14 protein-coding genes are annotated in these 16,470 nt (G+C 69.0%); 7 read left to right on the top strand and 7 right to left on the bottom strand.

Annotation, left to right across the window (positions count from 1 at the left end; genetic code table 11):
* Positions 1–129 precede the first annotated feature (129 nt).
* The 4 genes from HPA01S_RS09125 to HPA01S_RS09140 are packed head-to-tail and all read right to left on the bottom strand — an operon-like array spanning position 130 to position 3,079.
* Positions 130–780 (bottom strand): glutathione S-transferase family protein, encoded by a 651-nt coding sequence (locus HPA01S_RS09125; RefSeq protein ID WP_066269132.1) that lies wholly within the window; start codon positions 778–780, stop codon positions 130–132.
* 2 nt (positions 781–782) lie between these two features.
* A complete protein-coding gene (locus HPA01S_RS09130; protein ID WP_245638606.1) occupies positions 783–1,763 on the bottom strand; it encodes an amidohydrolase in 981 nt (326 codons plus the stop codon).
* Positions 1,763–2,446, bottom strand: a complete 684-nt coding sequence (locus HPA01S_RS09135; RefSeq protein ID WP_066269136.1) for a dienelactone hydrolase family protein — start codon at positions 2,444–2,446, stop codon at positions 1,763–1,765. The genes HPA01S_RS09130 and HPA01S_RS09135 overlap by 1 nt, the downstream gene beginning before the upstream one ends.
* A gap of 30 nt (positions 2,447–2,476) precedes the next feature.
* A complete protein-coding gene (locus HPA01S_RS09140) occupies positions 2,477–3,079 on the bottom strand; it encodes a 2-hydroxychromene-2-carboxylate isomerase (protein ID WP_066269137.1) in 603 nt (200 codons plus the stop codon).
* A gap of 96 nt (positions 3,080–3,175) precedes the next feature.
* Between HPA01S_RS09140 and HPA01S_RS09145 the strand changes: the two genes are divergently transcribed.
* From HPA01S_RS09145 to HPA01S_RS09165, 5 genes are all read left to right on the top strand, one after another.
* Positions 3,176–3,925: an SDR family oxidoreductase gene (locus HPA01S_RS09145; protein ID WP_066269362.1), complete on the top strand. Its 750-nt coding sequence runs from the start codon at positions 3,176–3,178 to the stop codon at positions 3,923–3,925.
* Positions 3,926–3,927: 2 nt separating this feature from the next.
* Positions 3,928–4,425: a MaoC family dehydratase gene (locus HPA01S_RS09150; RefSeq protein WP_066269138.1), complete on the top strand. Its 498-nt coding sequence runs from the start codon at positions 3,928–3,930 to the stop codon at positions 4,423–4,425.
* A 69-nt stretch (positions 4,426–4,494) separates the two neighbouring features.
* Positions 4,495–5,115 carry a MarC family protein gene (locus tag HPA01S_RS09155; protein ID WP_066269141.1) on the top strand — a complete coding sequence of 207 codons (621 nt, stop codon included), beginning with the start codon at positions 4,495–4,497 and terminating at the stop codon, positions 5,113–5,115.
* Positions 5,116–5,643: 528 nt separating this feature from the next.
* Positions 5,644–6,621, top strand: coding sequence for a Bug family tripartite tricarboxylate transporter substrate binding protein (locus tag HPA01S_RS09160; RefSeq protein WP_066269365.1), 978 nt, complete (start codon positions 5,644–5,646; stop codon positions 6,619–6,621).
* Positions 6,622–6,909: 288 nt separating this feature from the next.
* Positions 6,910–9,675 (top strand): winged helix-turn-helix domain-containing protein, encoded by a 2,766-nt coding sequence (locus tag HPA01S_RS09165; protein WP_157084948.1) that lies wholly within the window; start codon positions 6,910–6,912, stop codon positions 9,673–9,675.
* Positions 9,676–9,755: 80 nt separating this feature from the next.
* Here the strand turns inward: HPA01S_RS09165 and HPA01S_RS09170 are convergent, their stop codons facing one another.
* The 3 genes from HPA01S_RS09170 to HPA01S_RS09180 all read right to left on the bottom strand — a co-directional run bounded on the left by HPA01S_RS09170 (position 9,756) and on the right by HPA01S_RS09180 (position 14,000).
* Positions 9,756–10,760, bottom strand: coding sequence for a PDR/VanB family oxidoreductase (locus HPA01S_RS09170; RefSeq protein ID WP_245638607.1), 1,005 nt, complete (start codon positions 10,758–10,760; stop codon positions 9,756–9,758).
* On the bottom strand, positions 10,757–11,860 hold the full coding sequence (locus HPA01S_RS09175) for a Rieske 2Fe-2S domain-containing protein (RefSeq protein WP_066269143.1): 1,104 nt from the start codon (positions 11,858–11,860) through the stop codon (positions 10,757–10,759). The genes HPA01S_RS09170 and HPA01S_RS09175 overlap by 4 nt, the downstream gene beginning before the upstream one ends.
* A 370-nt stretch (positions 11,861–12,230) precedes the next feature.
* On the bottom strand, positions 12,231–14,000 hold the full coding sequence (locus tag HPA01S_RS09180; RefSeq protein WP_066269145.1) for a sigma-54-dependent Fis family transcriptional regulator: 1,770 nt from the start codon (positions 13,998–14,000) through the stop codon (positions 12,231–12,233).
* A 276-nt stretch (positions 14,001–14,276) separates the two neighbouring features.
* On the opposite strand from HPA01S_RS09180, the gene HPA01S_RS09185 reads away from it, so the two are divergent.
* Both HPA01S_RS09185 and HPA01S_RS09190 read left to right on the top strand, forming a co-directional pair.
* Positions 14,277–15,278, top strand: coding sequence for a PDR/VanB family oxidoreductase (locus HPA01S_RS09185; RefSeq protein ID WP_066269150.1), 1,002 nt, complete (start codon positions 14,277–14,279; stop codon positions 15,276–15,278).
* Positions 15,279–15,346: 68 nt separating this feature from the next.
* Positions 15,347–16,459: a Rieske 2Fe-2S domain-containing protein gene (locus HPA01S_RS09190; RefSeq protein ID WP_084360576.1), complete on the top strand. Its 1,113-nt coding sequence runs from the start codon at positions 15,347–15,349 to the stop codon at positions 16,457–16,459.
* The last annotated feature ends 11 nt before the right edge of the window (positions 16,460–16,470 follow it).

Genomic DNA, 16,470 nt, shown 5'->3' on the forward strand with positions numbered 1-16,470 from the left:
GGCGGAGCCGAGCCCTTGCTGCCCCTGGTCTGGCGTTGTCTCTTCCGTGGTGGGTCGCACGCCGGCTGTGTGCTCCCCTGTGCCGCTGCGCTTCACCCAGCGCTGAATCGCGTCCCGCCGATGTGCCCCTCACACATAGGGCTCACTCAGGCCTTCGTTCGCCATCACCCGCTGCATCGACGGCCGCGCCAGCATGCGCTGCAGGTAGGGCCCGAGGTGCGGCCGCTTTCGTGCCGGTGCGCTGGAAAAGTGGCGCGTCCAGCGGCACAGCGTGAACACGTACGCATCGAGCAGAGTGAAGTGCTCGCCCATGAACCAGGGGCCGCCGTGGCGCGCGAGTTCGGCGTCGAGCTGGTCAAGCAGCGGCCCCACGCGGGCCTGAGCGTTGCGCCGCACTTCGGCGGCAACGTCCGTGTGGCCGCTGTCGGCCCAGCGCTCGGGGTAGAAGTAAACGATGAGCGTGGCCTGCAGCGTGTTGGTCAGCCACATCAGCCACTTGTAGGCGTGGGCGCGGTCGCGCGTGCCCATGGCCGGCATCAGCCCGGCCTGCGGGTGCGTGTCGCTCAGGTGCAGGCAGATCGCGGCGGTTTCGTAGAGCACCAAGTCGCCATCGACCAGCACCGGGATCAGGCCATTCGGGTTGAGCGCGAGGTAGGCCGGGGTCTTGTGCCCACCGCTCTGCGGGTCCACCCACACGCGTTCGTAAGGCACGCCAATGTCTTCGAGCAGGATGTGGGGCACCATGGCAGCGGTGCTGGGCGCGATGTGCAGCTGGAGCATGTTCAAGGTGTTGGTGTGGGCACGCCAAAGAGTTTCGCGCCGTTGTCCCAGGCGATGCGCCGGGCCACGTCGGCGGGCAGGCCGCCGAGCCAGGTGCGGTAGCCCTTCATGAGGTCGTCGTAGTACAGCCAGCGCTGGTTGACCCAGGTGTCGGAGCCGATCATGAAACGGTCCGGGTACTTGAGCAGCAGCGCGCGCCATTCGGGGCAGAGCTGGCCGTCGCTGCAGGTGAGGCCGGGGCGGTAGGACAGCTCGCCCATCAGGCGCGGGTAACGCGCGAACATCGCGTCCACACGTTCCACCGGCGTGCCACCGATGCCGGTGTGCGCCCAGACAAGCAGGGACTTGCGCCCTTTGGATGGCGTGTTTGCCATCAGCAGGTCCACCGCCACATCGTCCACGTGCGCGAGGATGGCGAGGTCCTTCTCTTCGGCCAGGGCCATCAACTGTTTGGCCACCGGGCCGTTGGCGTTGGCACTGTCGTAGAGGTGGAACTCGCCCAGGCCGCGGTACGGCCCGGCGGGGGTGCCGCGCTGCAGTTCGGCGTTGACCATCTCGACGATGCTCGGGTCGCGGAACCAGTTGTTGTAGTCGGCGCGGTCGCGGTAGAGGCGCACGAAGGGCACCACCGCCACGCCGAACTCGCGCGTCAGCTCGCGCGCGCTGGCCAGCGCCCGCGTGCCGTCGTTGGGCCGCGAGTTGGCGACGATGCCGCGCACGCCGTTGCGCCGCATGCGTTCGAGCACGTCGGACATCGGGTGCGGGCAGCCCGCGGCCGGCGTGTCGTGTGTGCAGGCCTCGTTGTTGTAGTGCAGGTGGGCGTCGAACAGCGGGCCGCTGTAGTCGGCCGCGACGGCGGTCGAAGCCCAGGCCGTTGCGGCGAACAGGCAGGCGGCCCGGAGCCGCCGCGCCACCGGCTGCGCCCGGCCGCCGGCACCGCCCCCTGGCAGGAGGTGACGCGCGGTGCGGCGGGCGTGGGCCATCAGCTCAGGTGCTGGGCGAAGAAGGCCAGCGTGCGTTCGCGCGCCAGCTTGGCCGCCGCTTCGTTGTACGCGCCGCGCTGGTCGCAGTTGAAGCCGTGGTTGGCGTCGTAGACGTGCACGGTCACGGCGGGCTGGGCTTTCTTGAACGCCTCCACGGTGTCGAGCGGAATCCAGTGGTCTTGCGCGCCGAAGTGCACCATCACCGGCACGGTGGGCTGGCACAACAGGTCGTCACCCACCGTCATGCCGCCGCCGTAATACGGTACCGACGCCGACAGGCCCTGCAAGGCGCTGGCCGCGCGCCAGCTCAGCAGGCCGCCCCAGCAGTAACCCACGATGCCGACCTTGCCGGCTTGCGCGGCGTGGTGGATGGCGGCCTGGATGTCTTGCATCACACCCGGTGCGGGCAGGCCTTCGACGGCGGCCTTGAGGCCGATGCCGGCCTTCATGTCGTCTTCCTGGTAGCCCAGGTCCACGCCGGGTTTGACGCGGTGGAAGGTGTGCGGAGCAACCACGAAGTAGCCATCGGCCGCATAACCATCGGCCACCGCACGGATGTGCGGGTTGAGGCCGAAAATTTCCTGCAGCACCACCAGCGCGCCCCGGGGCTTGCCGCTGGGTTGTGCCACGTAGGCAGGAAATTTGAAGCCGTCGGCGGATGTGAGTTCGATGGTCTGACCCATGTCTTGTCTCCTGTTGTCGGGTTGAAAAATTCAGGCCGCGCGCAGCGCGCGCTCCACAAAGTCGAGCCGGTCCTGGCCCCAGAACAGCTCACCGTCGATGACGTAACTCGGCGCGCCGAACACGTTCAGGTCGATGGCGGCCTGGGTCTGTGCGTCGTAACGCGCACGCACCGGCGGCGTCTGCGACTGCGCCAGCCGCCCGCCATCCAGACCGTTCTCCGCCAGCAGCTCGGCCAGCACTTCGGGCGCGGCGATGTCGCGCTGCTGCGTCCACACGGCGGCCAGCACCGCGCCGGTGAGCCGCATCGCGGCCTCGTCGCCGTCGTGCTGGGCCACGGCGGTGATCAGCAACGCTGCCGGGTCGCCCGCGACCGGAAAGAAACGCGGCTCGGGGTGGATGGGCACGCCCAGCGCCTCGCTGAAGCGGCGCAGCTCCAGCAGGCGGTAGGCCTGGCGTTGCGGCGCGCGCTTCTGCAGCGGCAGGCCGCCAGAGAGCGGAAAGATGCGCCCCAGGTCCATGGGCAGCACGCGCACGGCGGTGCCGGTGTCGCGCAGCAGCGCGGCGAAGCGCTCGTGCCCGAGGTAGGTCCAGGGGCTTTGGGGAACGAAGTAGTAGTCGACTGTGCGACCCATGGCAGTCTCCTGTCGCTGTTGTAATGACGCGCGGGATGGCAAGCCCGTGTTGTACGCGATGCCACCGCATTCTGCAGGAGACAGTTTATGGGCGACATGACAGGCCGGGCGCTGCTGGTCACCGGCGGCGGGCGCGGTATCGGCGCGGCCACCGCGCGGCTGGCTGCACGACAGGGCTGGGCCGTGGCGGTGAACTACACCGCGAATTCGCTTGCCGCCGACGAGGTGGTGCGCGCCATCCGCGCCGACGGTGGCACGGCCATCAGCGTGCAGGCCGACGTGGCACACGAAGAGCAGGTGCTGGCCATGTTCGCGAAGATCGACGCCAAGCTCGGCCGGCTGCGCGGGCTGGTCAACAACGCCGGCGTGGTCGACGTGACCGCGCGCGTGGACCAGATGAGCGTGGCGCGCTGGCGCCGCATGTTCGACATCAACGTGATCGGCTCCATGCTCTGCGCGCGCGAGGCAGTGCGGCGCATGAGCACGCGGCACGGCGGCGAAGGTGGCTCCATCGTCAACGTGTCCAGCGCGGCCTCGCGCCTGGGCGCGGCCGGGCAGTACGTGGACTACGCCGCGGCCAAGGGCGCCATCGACGCCTTCACCATCGGCCTGGCGCGCGAGGTCGGCGGCGAGGGCGTCCGCGTCAATGCGGTGCGCCCGGGCCTGATCGAGACCGACATCCACGCCTCGGGCGGCCTGCCCGACCGCGTGCGCGACCTGCAACACCAGGTGCCGATGCAGCGCGGCGGCCAGGCCGACGAGGTGGCACAGGCCATCGTCTGGCTGCTGTCGGACGCCGCGAGTTACACCACCATGTCCTTGATGGACGTTTCCGGAGGACGTTGAACATGAGCACCAGGAACCCCGCCGACACATCCCACATCCTGTACTGGTGGGAAGACCTGCAGGTCGGCCAAACGCGCGATCTCGGCACCATCACGCCCACGCGCGAAGACACGCTGGCTTTCGCGCAGCAGTTCGATCCGCAGCCCTTCCACCTCGACGAGGACGCGGCCAAGGCCTCGGTGTTCGGCGCGCTCAGCGCCAGCGGCTGGCACACCTGCGCCATGGCCATGCGGCTGATGGCCACCAACTTCCTCAACCAGAGCTCCAGCCTGGGCTCGCCGGGCCTGGAGAGTTTGAAGTGGTTGAAGCCGGTGTTCCCCGGCGACACGCTGCGCCTGCAGCACACCATCCTGGAGAAACGCCCCATGAGCAAACGGCTGGACGTGGGCCTGGTGCGCACCGCCTGGGAGATGTTCAACCAGCATGGCGACAAGGTGCTGTTCATGGATGGCTACGGCATGTTCCGGCGCCGCGAGCCGGGCACACCCGAGAAGGCGTAACGCCCGCGCTCCACCGATCCCGGCGTGCGGAGACGCGCTCAGCGCGGCGGGGGTGCGCCACAATCCACCATGGACTTCAAGCCGCTCATCACCCTGCTGGCCATCGTCAACCCGCTGGCGATCGTGCCGTTCTTCATCCACTACACGCAGGGTTTCTCGCCCGCGCAGCGGCAGCGCACGGTCTTGATCTCGGCCTTCACGGCGTTTGCGGTGATCGCCACCTGCGCCCTGATCGGCCTGCAGATCCTGGCCTTCTTCAACATCTCGCTGGCGAGTTTCCAGGTCGGTGGCGGCATGCTGCTGCTGACCTCGGCGCTGTCGATGTTGAACGCGCGCCCGGCCGAAGCGAAGGTGAACGACCAGGACCTGAGCGACACCTCGGCGCGCACCTCCATCGCGGTGGTGCCGCTGGCCATTCCGCTGCTCACCGGCCCGGCCAGCATGTCCACCGTGGTGATCTACGCCGACCAGGCCAAGACCTTCTTCCAGCATGCCGCGCTGGTGGGTTATGGCGTGGTGATCGCGCTCGCCACCGCCATCTGCTTCACCCTGGCCGAGCCGATCGCCCGTTTCCTCGGCCAGACCGGCATCAACGTGATGACGCGGCTGATGGGCCTGATCCTGGCCGCGCTGGCGGTCGAGGTGATGGCCAACGGCCTGGTGAAGCTGTTCCCCGCACTATTGGGCTGAAGCCCTGCTGACGGCAACTGCGCGCATCGCGCGACGCAGCCACCGCCAAAGTTATCGATATTCAGCCCCTGGCAGGCAACGGGCCAGGTGCGCGCGGACGCGCTGCGCTTCATCAAATGATGAAAACCGGCCGGAACCACCTGCTGTTTTGCTCAAAATTCCGGCCGCCCCCAGCCTCCACCGGGCCCGGCGCCCAAGGGTTTTCACCCACGTGATCGGGGTGATCGCTTCCAAAGGCTTAGTGGTTAACCCTTCAATATCGAGATTTGCCTCGGTTTGCCCGCCTGCGGGCACGGCATGTGCAGCCCTCCGGGCGCCATGCCCACCTGTCCCACCCCACCGGCGCCCGCCACTGCCATCCCCGCCTCCCGGCAGGGGCTGGCCGTTCCGCGGCGCCGCGTGTGAACGCGCAAGCGGCGGGACGACGGCGTGGTGGGCGCGACAGCCTCGTCGGGCCGGGCCTCCAGCGGATGGCCCGCGCGCGGGATGCGCTGCCCCGGAAAAAAACCACAAAGGAGACACTCGATGATTGATCGCAGGCAATTCATCGCTGGCACCGCCGGCGGCATCGCGCTGGCGCCGGCCGCCGGCTGGTCGCAGGAGACCTACCCCAACCGGCCGGTGAAGCTGGTCGTGCCCTTCCCGCCGGGCGGGCCCACCGACATCATGGGCCGCACGGCGGCCAAGGCCATGGGGGACGCGCTGGGCCAGTCCTTCGTGGTGGAGAACAAGGCCGGTGCGGGCGGCAACATCGGCACCGATGCGGTGGCCAAGGCCGCCCCCGATGGCTACACCCTCGGCCTGTCGGCCATCAGCAGCCTGGCCATCTCACCCCATCTGTACGACAAGCTGCCGTTCCAGGTCGAGAAAGACCTCGCGCCGATCTCCCTCGTCGGCACCACGCCCTGCGTGATCGTCGTGCACCCGAGCGCGCCCTTCAGCGACCTCAAGGGCCTGGTGGCCTACGCCAAGGCGAATCCGGGCCAGCTCGGTTACGCCACCTCGGGCATCGGCACCAGCAACCACCTGGCCGCCGAGCTGCTGCAATCGGTTGCCGGCATCCAGCTGCTGAACGTGCCGTACAAGGGGTCGAGCCAGGTGGTGCCGGATCTGTTGTCGGGCACCGTGCTCATGAGCATGGAAAGCTCGCTGGCCACCACGCTGCAGCACATCCGCTCGGGCAAGCTCAAGGCGCTGGCGGTCACCTCACCGGCGCGCGCCCAGGCCCTGCCCAATGTGCCGACGGTGGCCGAGTCCGGCTACCCCGGCTTCGCGGTGGAAACCTGGTTCGGCTTGATCGCCCCGGCGGCCACACCGCCGGCCATCGTGCAGCAGTTGCGTGATGCCTGGGCCAAGGGGGCAAAGAGCTCGGATGCGGTGGCGGCGTTCGACAACATCTCCGCCAACCTGCGGGTCACCACACCGCAGGAGTTCGGCGCCTTCATCCAGGCCGAGAACACCCGCTGGGGCGGCCTGATCCGCCAGCTCGGCATCAAGGCCGGCTGATCCCCGCGCTGCTGCGGCGCCCTCTGCCCACGAGAGCGCCGCGGCGGGTGGTCGGGGCCTCGGCCCGGAGGCCTGCGGGCCGAGGCACCGACCGTTTCTTTCCCCACGAACACAACGGAGAGCACCCCATGCCATTCGCCCGAACCCACCCGCCCGAAGGCCGCAACAAAAGCCCTGGGCGCTAGCCGGCGGCGCGGGCGGCAGGCCATGCCGTCGGGTTTGTCCCGATGCTGTGCCTGAACCCGTTTACCTCTAATCGCACAGGAGTTCCGTCCCTCAAAAAACAACGTGGATCAAGCACCCGCCATTGATCCCTACCCCACGATGCAACCCGAAACGCTGGCGCCCATGGTCAACTGGACCAAGCTCGCGCCGCCTGGCAAACAAGCTGAATGGCTCGTGGACCGCACGGGCCTGGAGGCACTGATCGCGCAGCGCGTGCAGCAGCACGCGGTCGTGATCACCGCGCCCGCCGGCTACGGCAAGACCAGCCTGCTGGCACAGGTGCGCCGGCACATCGCGCCCAACGCCATCACCGGCTGGCTCAGCCTGGACGCGGGCGACAACGACCTCGGGCACTTCCTGCTGCATTTCGTCGAAGCCATCCGGGCCGGTGGCTCGCACGCCGGGCAAGCCACGCTGGCCCTGTTGCGCTCGGGGGTGGGCCTGCCGCCCTCGGTGCTCAAGGCCACGCTGCTCAACGAGCTGGCCGCCATCGAGAAGAACACCCTGCTCTTCATCGACGACTTCCACCTCATCACCGACGAAGCCGTCATCGCCACCGTGCAGGCGATCCTGCTCGCCCCGCTCGGGCATTTCCGCCTGCTCATCGCCACGCGCACCGCACACACCTTGCCGATGTCGCCCCTGCGGCTGCGCAACGCCGTGCTGGAGCTCGGTGGCCAGGAGCTGCGTTTTTCCGCGCCCGAGGTGGGCGAGTTCTTCGCGCGCCAGAACGGCAGCCCGCTGGCCCCCGATGTGCTCAGCCTGCTGCACGAGCGCACCGAAGGCTGGGTTGCCGGACTGCAGTTCGCCGCGATCGCGCTGCGCGACAGCAGCGACCCGCAGCAGTTCCTGGCGCGTTTTTCCGGCGAGCACCGCGACGTCGGCGACTTCCTGGCCGACGAAGTGTTCGGCCGCCAGAGCCCCGACGTGCAAGACTTCCTGCTCGCCACCTGCATCCTCAAACGCTTCGACACCGCGCTGTGCAACGCGGTGACCCGGCAGCAGGACGCGCGCAGCGTGCTCGACCGGCTGGAGAGCGGCAACCTGTTCATCTTCTCGCTCGACAGCGAAAAGCGCTGGTATCGATACCACCACCTGTTCGCCGAATTCCTGCAGCGGCGCCTGCGCGAGCGCCAGCCGGACCACCACGCCGAACTGCACGCGCGGGCCTGCCGCTGGCTGGCCGCGCACGGCTTCACGCTGGACGCGATCGCACACGCCTTCGCGGCCGGCGACGAGGCCTTTGCCGCCGAACTGCTCGACACCGCCAGCCCGCACCTGTTCGCCACCGGCCAGTTCGCCACGGTGCAGGCGCTGGCCTCACGGCTGCCGCCCGCGGTGGCGGCCGACTGCCCGCGCCTGCAGCTCGACCTGGCCTGGGACTGCGAGCTGCGCTGGCAATTCCCGCAGGCCCGCCATGCCTTGCGCAACGCGCGCGCCACGCTGGAGCGCTGGGCCGCCGAACCCATGGACGCGGCCGCCGCGAGCCGGCACGAGCGGCTGATGTCCACCCTCGCCCACCGCGAGATGATGCTGTCGATGCTCAGCGACGACATCGTGGCCACCCACGAGCGCAGCCGCCGTTGGCTGGACGCGGACACCGGCACCGACGGCTTCATGCGCGCCTCCACCGAGACCGCGATGATGTTGTGCCAGCGCGAGACCTACTGCGTCGAAGGCGCGGCGGCGGCGGCCGAGATCACCTACCAGAACTTCGTGCGCCACGGCGCCACCTACGGCACCGCGTTCCACAACAGCGTGGCCGGCACGCTGCTCTTTGCCGCCGGCGATCTCACGCGTGCCGCCGCCACCTACGAGCTGGCGCGCGACTGGGCCGTGCGCCTGCATGGCGACAAATCGGCGTTGGTGGCCATGCCTTCGATGCTGCTGGCCGAACTGGCCTACGAGCGTGGCGAGCTCGACACCGCCCGCCGCCTGATCCAGGACCACAGCGCCATGTCGCGCGAACTGGGTTTCGTCGACAACCTGATCGCTGGCTTCATCACCGCCGCGCGCCTCGCCAGCGCCGAACGAGACCCACGCACCGCCGCGGCCGTGCTCAATGACGCCGCGCACTTTGCCGAGCGTTACGACTTCAACCGCCTGCGCGCCCACGTGCTGGCCGAGCGGGTGCGCCAGTGCATGCTGGCGGGCGACACGCGGGAGGCCCAGCGGCTGCTCGTTGCGGCCGGCGCCCACCCCGCGCGGCTGCTGCCCGGGGCGCACACCACCAGCGAACACGAGCTGCTGGCCATCGCCTGCGCCCGCGCCAGCAACGACGAGGCGGCCCTGCCGTTGATGAAGAGCTGGTTCGCCCATGCGCGCAGCCGGCATTGCGTGCGCTCTGCGGTGCGTTGCGCCGTGCTGCTCGCCAGACTCTCCTTGCGCCAGGGGCAACGCACTGCCGCGCTGCGCCAGCTGATCGAGGCACTGGACCTCGGCACCGACGCCGGTTTCGTGCGCAGCTTTCTCGACGAGGGCGATGACGTGATCGATCTGCTGCGCCACCTGCTCGCGCACAGCGACGTGGTGCCGACGTCTGCGCAGCAAGCGGCCGCGCGCCTCCTGGCCCATGTGGACAGCCAGGCACCGGCGTCACCGGAAGCCGCCCCGGAGGCAGCCGCCGCCGGCGCGCTGACACCGCGCGAGATCGAGATCCTGCGGCTGGCGGGTGCCAGCATGCTCAACAGCGAGATCGGCGTGTCGCTCGGCCTGGCCGAGAGCACCGTCAAGTGGTACTGGCAGAAGATCTACGAAAAGATGGGCGTGCACCGGCGTTCGCTCGCCGTGCAGCAGGCGCGGCGCATGCGGTTGATGCCACCGCCCTGAGTGCTTTCGTCAAGCATCGACATCGGCCCGCACACCCGGGTGGCGTGCGGGCCGATGCCGGGTTTTGTGCGCAGATCGGACTACAGATCGAGCTCCAGCACCTCGCCAGCGCAGCCGCGCGAAACGCAGACCAGCATCACGTCGTTGGCGGCCCGCTGCGCGGCCGACAGCACGCCATCGCGGTGCTCGATGCGGCCGGAGAGCACACCGGTCTGGCAGGTGCCACACAAACCCTCCTTGCACGACCAGGGCACACACGCGCCGTTGGCCTCCATCGCGTCCAGCAGGCTCTGCTCGGGTGCCACCTTGAAGCTGGCGCCGGTGCTGCGGATCTTCACCTCGAAGCCACCGGCCGGTGGTGCCGACTCGGGCGCTGCCGGTGCCGCGAACCATTCGAAGTGCACCGTCTCCGGCGGGCGCCCTTCGCTGGCGCGCTGCACCGACTGCATCAGCGGTGCCGGTCCGCAACAGTAAACGTGTTCGCCTGGCTCGAGATCGCTCAGGGCCTCGGCCGGATCGAAGAAGCGCCCGCCCTGCTCGTCATCGGCGTGCAGGTGCAACGCGCTGCCGCCCGGGTCCAGCTCGCGCAGCACTTCAAAGAACGCCGCGCGCTGGCGCGAGCGCACGCAGTAGTGCAACCGCCAGGGTTTGCCGTGGTCGATGCACCAGTGGATCATCGACAGCAGCGGCGTGACCCCGATGCCGCCCGCGACGAAGCGGTAGGCCGCCGCGTCCTGCACCAGCGGGAAGTGGTTGCGCGGCGCCGAGCTGCGGATCACGTCGCCGCGCCGCAGCGCGTCGTGTACGAAGCGCGAGCCACCGCGGCTGTTGGGCGAGAGGCCCACGCCCACCACGTAGCGGTCGGACTCGGCCGCGCTGTTGCACAACGAGTAGTGCCGCACCAGGCCGTTGGGCAACTGCAGCTCAAGGTGGGCGCCCGGCGCAAACGGCGGCAGACTCCCACCACCCGGCGCGCGCAGCTCCAGGCACAACACGTCGCGTGCCTCGCTGCGCACGGCCGCCACCTCGAGCGCCAGCGCAGCACCCGTCTGGGCCGGGCGCTCCATGGTGGTGGCGGCGGTCACGACGCGGTGGCGATGGCCACGACCGGACGGCCGGCTTCGCGCGCAGGCACAGGCGCAGGTGCCGGCGCTGCCGCCTTCTCTTCGCGGATCAGCTTGTCCAGCACCCACAGCATCTTGCCGGGGCCGGCGTCGTGGGAGATGTCGACCATCTTCAGGTCCGGCTTCTCGCGGCGGCGGATGTGTTGCGCCTCCAGCATGATCCGGTCTTCGGTGAAGGCCTTGTCCAGCCCGCGGCCGAGCATGTCGCTCAGGCCGGGGAACTCGGTGTCCTTGCTCGCGCCCCAGGAGTAGTAGTAATCGACCGAGTCCTCGTCGCAGGGCGTCACCGCCTGGCAGGTCCAGGTGTCGACCAGCAACTGGCCGTTGGACTCGCCCTCGGTGGCCGTGCCGGCGGCGAAGGCGCGGAAGCGCATCACCCAGTTGCAAGGCACGGTGTGCTGGATGTCGAAGCAGATGTCCAGCTTCATGTCTTCCGGGAAGATGTGGCGCACCAGCGCCGTCGGCTTGACCGAGCGCACCCAGAACAGCGTGTTGACACCGCGTGGCGTCAACGTGTGCTTGGGCTTGATCTCGCCATAGGCCGGGTCACCACCCACGGTGTTCTCGTGCACCCAGGTCAGGTGGCTGAGGTCGGCGAGGTTTTCGATTTCCCAACGGTAGTTGGTCTCGACGTGCATCTTCGAGGTCTTGATGTGCCAGCCCGGATCGGACGGCCCGACCGAGAAGCAGATCAGTGCCGGGTCGGCCTTCTCGGGCTCACCCATCCACACCCAGACCCAGTTGTCCTTCTCGACCACCGGGAACGAGCGCACGCAGGCGCGCTCCGGAATGCTCTCCTGGCCGGGGATGTGGTCGCAGACACCATCGGGGCCGAACTTCATGCCGTGGTACATGCACCGCAGCGATTCACCTTCCTTGCGGCCCAGCGACAGCGCCGCCTGGCGGTGCGGGCAGCGGTCTTCAAGGGCCACCACCTTGCCGCTGGGGGTGCGGTACAGCACCACCCGCTCTCCGGCGATCTTGCGGGCAATGATGGCGTCGGCGCCCTGGTGGAACTCGTTGTCCCAACCAGCGCAATACCAGGCGTTCTTCAAAAACATGTCTCTCTCTCCTCGTTGTGGGGTGGACGCGCCTTCCGGCTGCGGTCCGCACGGTCCAGAGGGGCCGCGGCCGGGGCGCTGAGAGCCATTCTGGGGAGCACCCCGCACAGGGTCACCCATTGCGAAGGCGGGCGCATCGCAGGGCCAACCGCACGGTGGCGGGGTGGGTTCTATCCTTTTGGGAGGGAGGGTTAACCAGTGCCTGGGGTGGGGCAGGCGCCCGGGCGCTGCTTCCGGGGTGGTGCCGGTGGGCCGTCACCCAATCGACCAGAAGAAACCTCCACCCGCCTGCGTTTTTCAGAAACCGGCCTGGCACGGTTTGTCACTTTGGCCGCTCTGTCGCCGTTCCGCGCGCTCGAGAGCGCCGGCCTCAGCCCCCGCTCTCGCGCCGCTTGATGCGGTATTCCACCTGGCCGCGCCGCAGCTGCAGCAGCCTTGCCACGGCAGACACATTGCCGCCGCAGCGGTCCACGGCGCGGTCGATCAGCATGGCTTCGATGTCGGTGAACGAGGCCTGTTGATCGAGCAGCTGATCCACGAGGGCGGGCAGGTCGCCGGACGGGGCGTCTGCGCTGGCGTGGCCGTGCCCTCTCTCGCGCACCAGGTCGCCCGCAGGGCCGAGGCTCCAGGTGGTGCCGCGCAAGGTCTCGCCGCCCGCGAACAGGTGTTGCACGTCGATACTGCCGCCTTCTTCCGCGAGGATGACGCCGCGCTCGACCATGTTCTCCAGCTCGCGCACATTGCCCGGCCAGTCGTAGTCCCACAGGGCGGCGTAGGCCTGCGGGCTCAGGCCTTTGACGTCCTTGCCGCAGCGGCGCACGCTGCGCTCCAGGAACAGCGCCACCAGTAACGGGATGTCTTCGAGGCGCTCCCGCAGCGGCGGGATCTCGATCGGGAACACGTTGAGGCGAAAGAACAGGTCGGTGCGAAACCGCCCTTCGCTGACTTCCGTGCGCAGGTCGCGGTTCGCCGCCGCGACGATGCGCACATCCGCCCGCCGCACTTCGGTGCCGCCCACGCGCTCGAACTCCCGCTCCTGGATGACGCGCAACACCTTGCCTTGCGCCGGCAGGCTCAGGCTGGTGATCTCGTCGAGAAACAGGGTGCCGCCATGGGCCCGCTCGAAACGCCCGGGCCGGGTGCGGTCTGCACCGGTGTAGGCGCCGCGCTCGACGCCGAACAGTTCGGCCTCGACAAGGTTGGCCGGGATCGCCGCGCAGTTGATGGAGATCATCGGCCCGGCGGCGCGCGGGCTAATGGAATGCAGCGCGCGCGCAAAGCACTCCTTGCCCACGCCGCTTTCGCCGCGAAACAGCACCGTCGAGTTGGTGGGCGCCACGCGGCGCACGAGGTGGGCCACGGCGCGGAAACCGGCGGATGTGCCGACAAAGCCGCCCAGGTTCTCGCTGGCGTCGGCGCTGCCGGTGGGCACGCCCGATGACGGACCCGACGCCGTGCTGGTGGAGGCCCGGTCTGGCGCCGCCCGCGAACGGCTGTGGCCGACACGGTCCACGAAGGTGTCGACCTGCAGGTAGTCGGTGTCGTCTTCGTCCTGCGGCGCTTCACGCTGCCATTCGACCAGCGGCCGGCCGATGACGCGGCAGCGCGCATGCCCCATGGCCACGCACTCCACTTCGTGCCAGTGGATCGGCATGCCGGTGACGGCGGTGCAGTAGCCGTCGGCGTAACCGACCATGGTCCAGCAGGCGGGCGAGCCGCTCACGCCACAGTGGGCCAGGTGGGCCTGGGCCTCCCAGCTCGCGCTCCAGTAGTAGTCGCCCCAGAACTGGCCTTTGGCGATGTCGACCTCCATCGCGTCAACCGGCTGGTTGCGCACGAAGCCTTCCATTTCACGCAGGCGAGGCCCCAGCGCGAGCGCGGCGCCGAGGTCGGCCTCGCCCAGTTGTTCGCGCACGCGCTGGCCGTCGTCAAACCCCTGCTGGTAGCCCAGCCGCATCATGAGCGCACGCGTTTTGGCGGTGCCCAGGCTGCCGATCAGCTCGCGCCGCAGCTCGGCGAAGGACTCGGCCTGCATGAGCAGCATGCGCTGGTTGAACAGCTGGATGTGGCCCGCGTCGGGCGAGAAGTGCAGGTGGCCGGCCAGCAGCTTGGCCGGGTCGATGGCGGGGTTCTGGGACATGGTGGTGGTGGGCGCGTGGGGCTGGTGTCCGGCCGCCAGGGCAGCGCCGGTTTCAGCAAATCTTGAAATCGGCGCGAGCCGGCGTTTCCGCAAATCCTGAAGACCGGGCCCCTCCACCGCCATCATGGTTTACCCCCGCTTTGCAAAAAATCGTTGCACGACAACGGCTTGCCCGTGCCCTTCGCGCTGGCCGCGCCATGGCACAACGTTTGCGAAGCAATGCCGCAATGGCCGCCATGCAATGGGTTGACGGCGGCCCCACCCCACGGAGACAACATGAACAACCCGACCGCCGGCGCCGCCACCGGCCTGCTGCACGTGCGCGTGTCGCACCGCGAAGTGCAGGCCCAGGAGGTGGTGGCTCTCACCCTGGTGCCCGCCGAAGGCCAGGGCCCGCTGCCCGCGTTCGATGCCGGCGCCCACATCGACCTGCTCCTGCCCAACGGGCTGGTGCGCCAGTACTCGCTGTGCAACGCGCCGCACGAGCGCGATCACTACCTCATCGCCGTGCTGCGCGAACCTTCGGGAAGGGGCGGCTCGGCGTGCGTGCACGAGGCCCTGCGCGTCGGCACCGCGTTGCAGATCGGCTTGCCTCGCAACGCGTTCGCCTTGCTGCCCTGCCCGCACACGCTGTTGCTGGCCGGCGGTATCGGCCTGACGCCGCTGCTGGCCATGGCCGAGCAACTGTGGGCCGAGCAGCGATCTTTCGAGCTGCACGCCTGCGCGCGCTCGGTGACTCGCCTGCCGTTCCGGCAGCGCCTGAAGGAAGCGCCCTGGGCCCACTTGGTGCACCTGCACCATGACGACGGGCCACCCTCGCAACACTTCGATGCGCGCGCGCTGCTCGGCCAGTCGCCGCCCGGCACCCAGGCCTGGGTGTGCGGCCCGTCGGGCTTCATCGGCCATGTGCGCGAGCAGGCGCAGGCCCTGGGCTGGGCGGCCGACCGTGTGCACGTGGAGCACTTTGCGGCGCCGCCCGGCGCGGCCGGCCCGGTGGTGGCAGACGCGGCGGCGTTCACCGTCGAGTGGCAGCCCACCGGACAGCGGATACCGGTGGCGCCAGGGACCAGCGTGGCGCAGGCCCTGGGCGCGGCAGGCATTGCGTTGCAGCTCTCGTGCGAGCAAGGCATCTGCGGCAGTTGCACGGTGCGGGTGATCTCGGGCGAGCCCGACCACCGCGACCAGTTCTACACCCCGGACGAGCACGCGAACCAGGGCCATTTCACACCTTGCTGCTCGCGCTCGCGCAGCCCGCTGCTGGTGCTGGCGAACCACTAGCACCCACCACCACGATTTCCCCCACCGGCCGGCAACGGCCTTCATTCAAAGCAACGACAGGAGACAACATGGACGCCCCCACCCGAAACCCGAGCACGATCCCGATCTACGCCCACCCCAGCGGCAACCCCGTGGGCAAACCGGAGACCCCCTACCTGCTCAACTGCTGGTACGTGGCCGCGATGTCCCGCGAGCTCGGGCCGCAAGCCATGCTCACGCGCCAGCTGCTGGACACCTCGGTGCTGATGTACCGCAAGGCCGACGGCTCGCCCGTGGCCATGCACGACCGCTGCCCGCACCGCTTCGTGCCGCTGTCGATGGGCGAGCGCCACGGCGACGACGTGGTGTGCAAATACCACGCGCTGCGTTTCGACTGCACCGGCAAGTGCACCCATAGCCCGCACGGCACCGGGCACATCCCCGCCGCCGCCAAGGTCCGCACCTTCACGCTGCTGGAGAAGTACGGCTTCATCTGGATCTGGATGGGCGACGAGCCGGCCGACGCGGCCAAGCTGCCGGACTTCTCCGCGCTCGACAACGGCCCGGCCACCGGCGTGGCCCACACCTACATGCCGATGCAGGCCCACTACGAACTGATCGTGGACAACGTGATGGACCTGAGCCACATCGACCACGTGCACGGCGAGATCATCACCACGCGCGGCCAGCTCTCGCCGCTGGTGCCGCCGGTGCGGGAAGAGAACAACACCGTCAACGTGCGCTGGGAGTGGCGCCAGACCCCGGCCATGATGATCTTCGCCAACTTTCTGCCCGACCCGGCGGGCGAGGCACGCGGCTTCTTCGACATCACCTGGAGCGCACCGGCCAACATCCAGCTGAACGTGGGCGCCATCCAGGGCGAGGGCAATCTCGACCTGACGGACACGGTGGGCCAGTACGACCTGCACACCTGCACGCCCGCCAGCGCCACCGAGACCCACTATTTCTTTGCCACGCGGCGCAACCACATCGTGGATGACGGTGAGTACAACCAGATGAAGATCGAGGCGATGCACAACGCCTTCGTCACCGAGGACGGCCCCATCATCGAAGCTGTTCAGAAGGAGATGAACACCAGCGACTTCTTCTCACTCAACCCGGTGCTGATGAGCAACGACGCGGCGCCCGTTCGGGTGCGGCGCCTGCTGGCGCGGCTGATCGCGCAGCAGGGCCGGGCCTGACCCGCGCCCGG

The sequence above is a fragment of the Hydrogenophaga palleronii NBRC 102513 genome (genome assembly GCF_001571225.1).
Lineage (GTDB): Bacteria > Pseudomonadota > Gammaproteobacteria > Burkholderiales > Burkholderiaceae_C > Hydrogenophaga > Hydrogenophaga palleronii.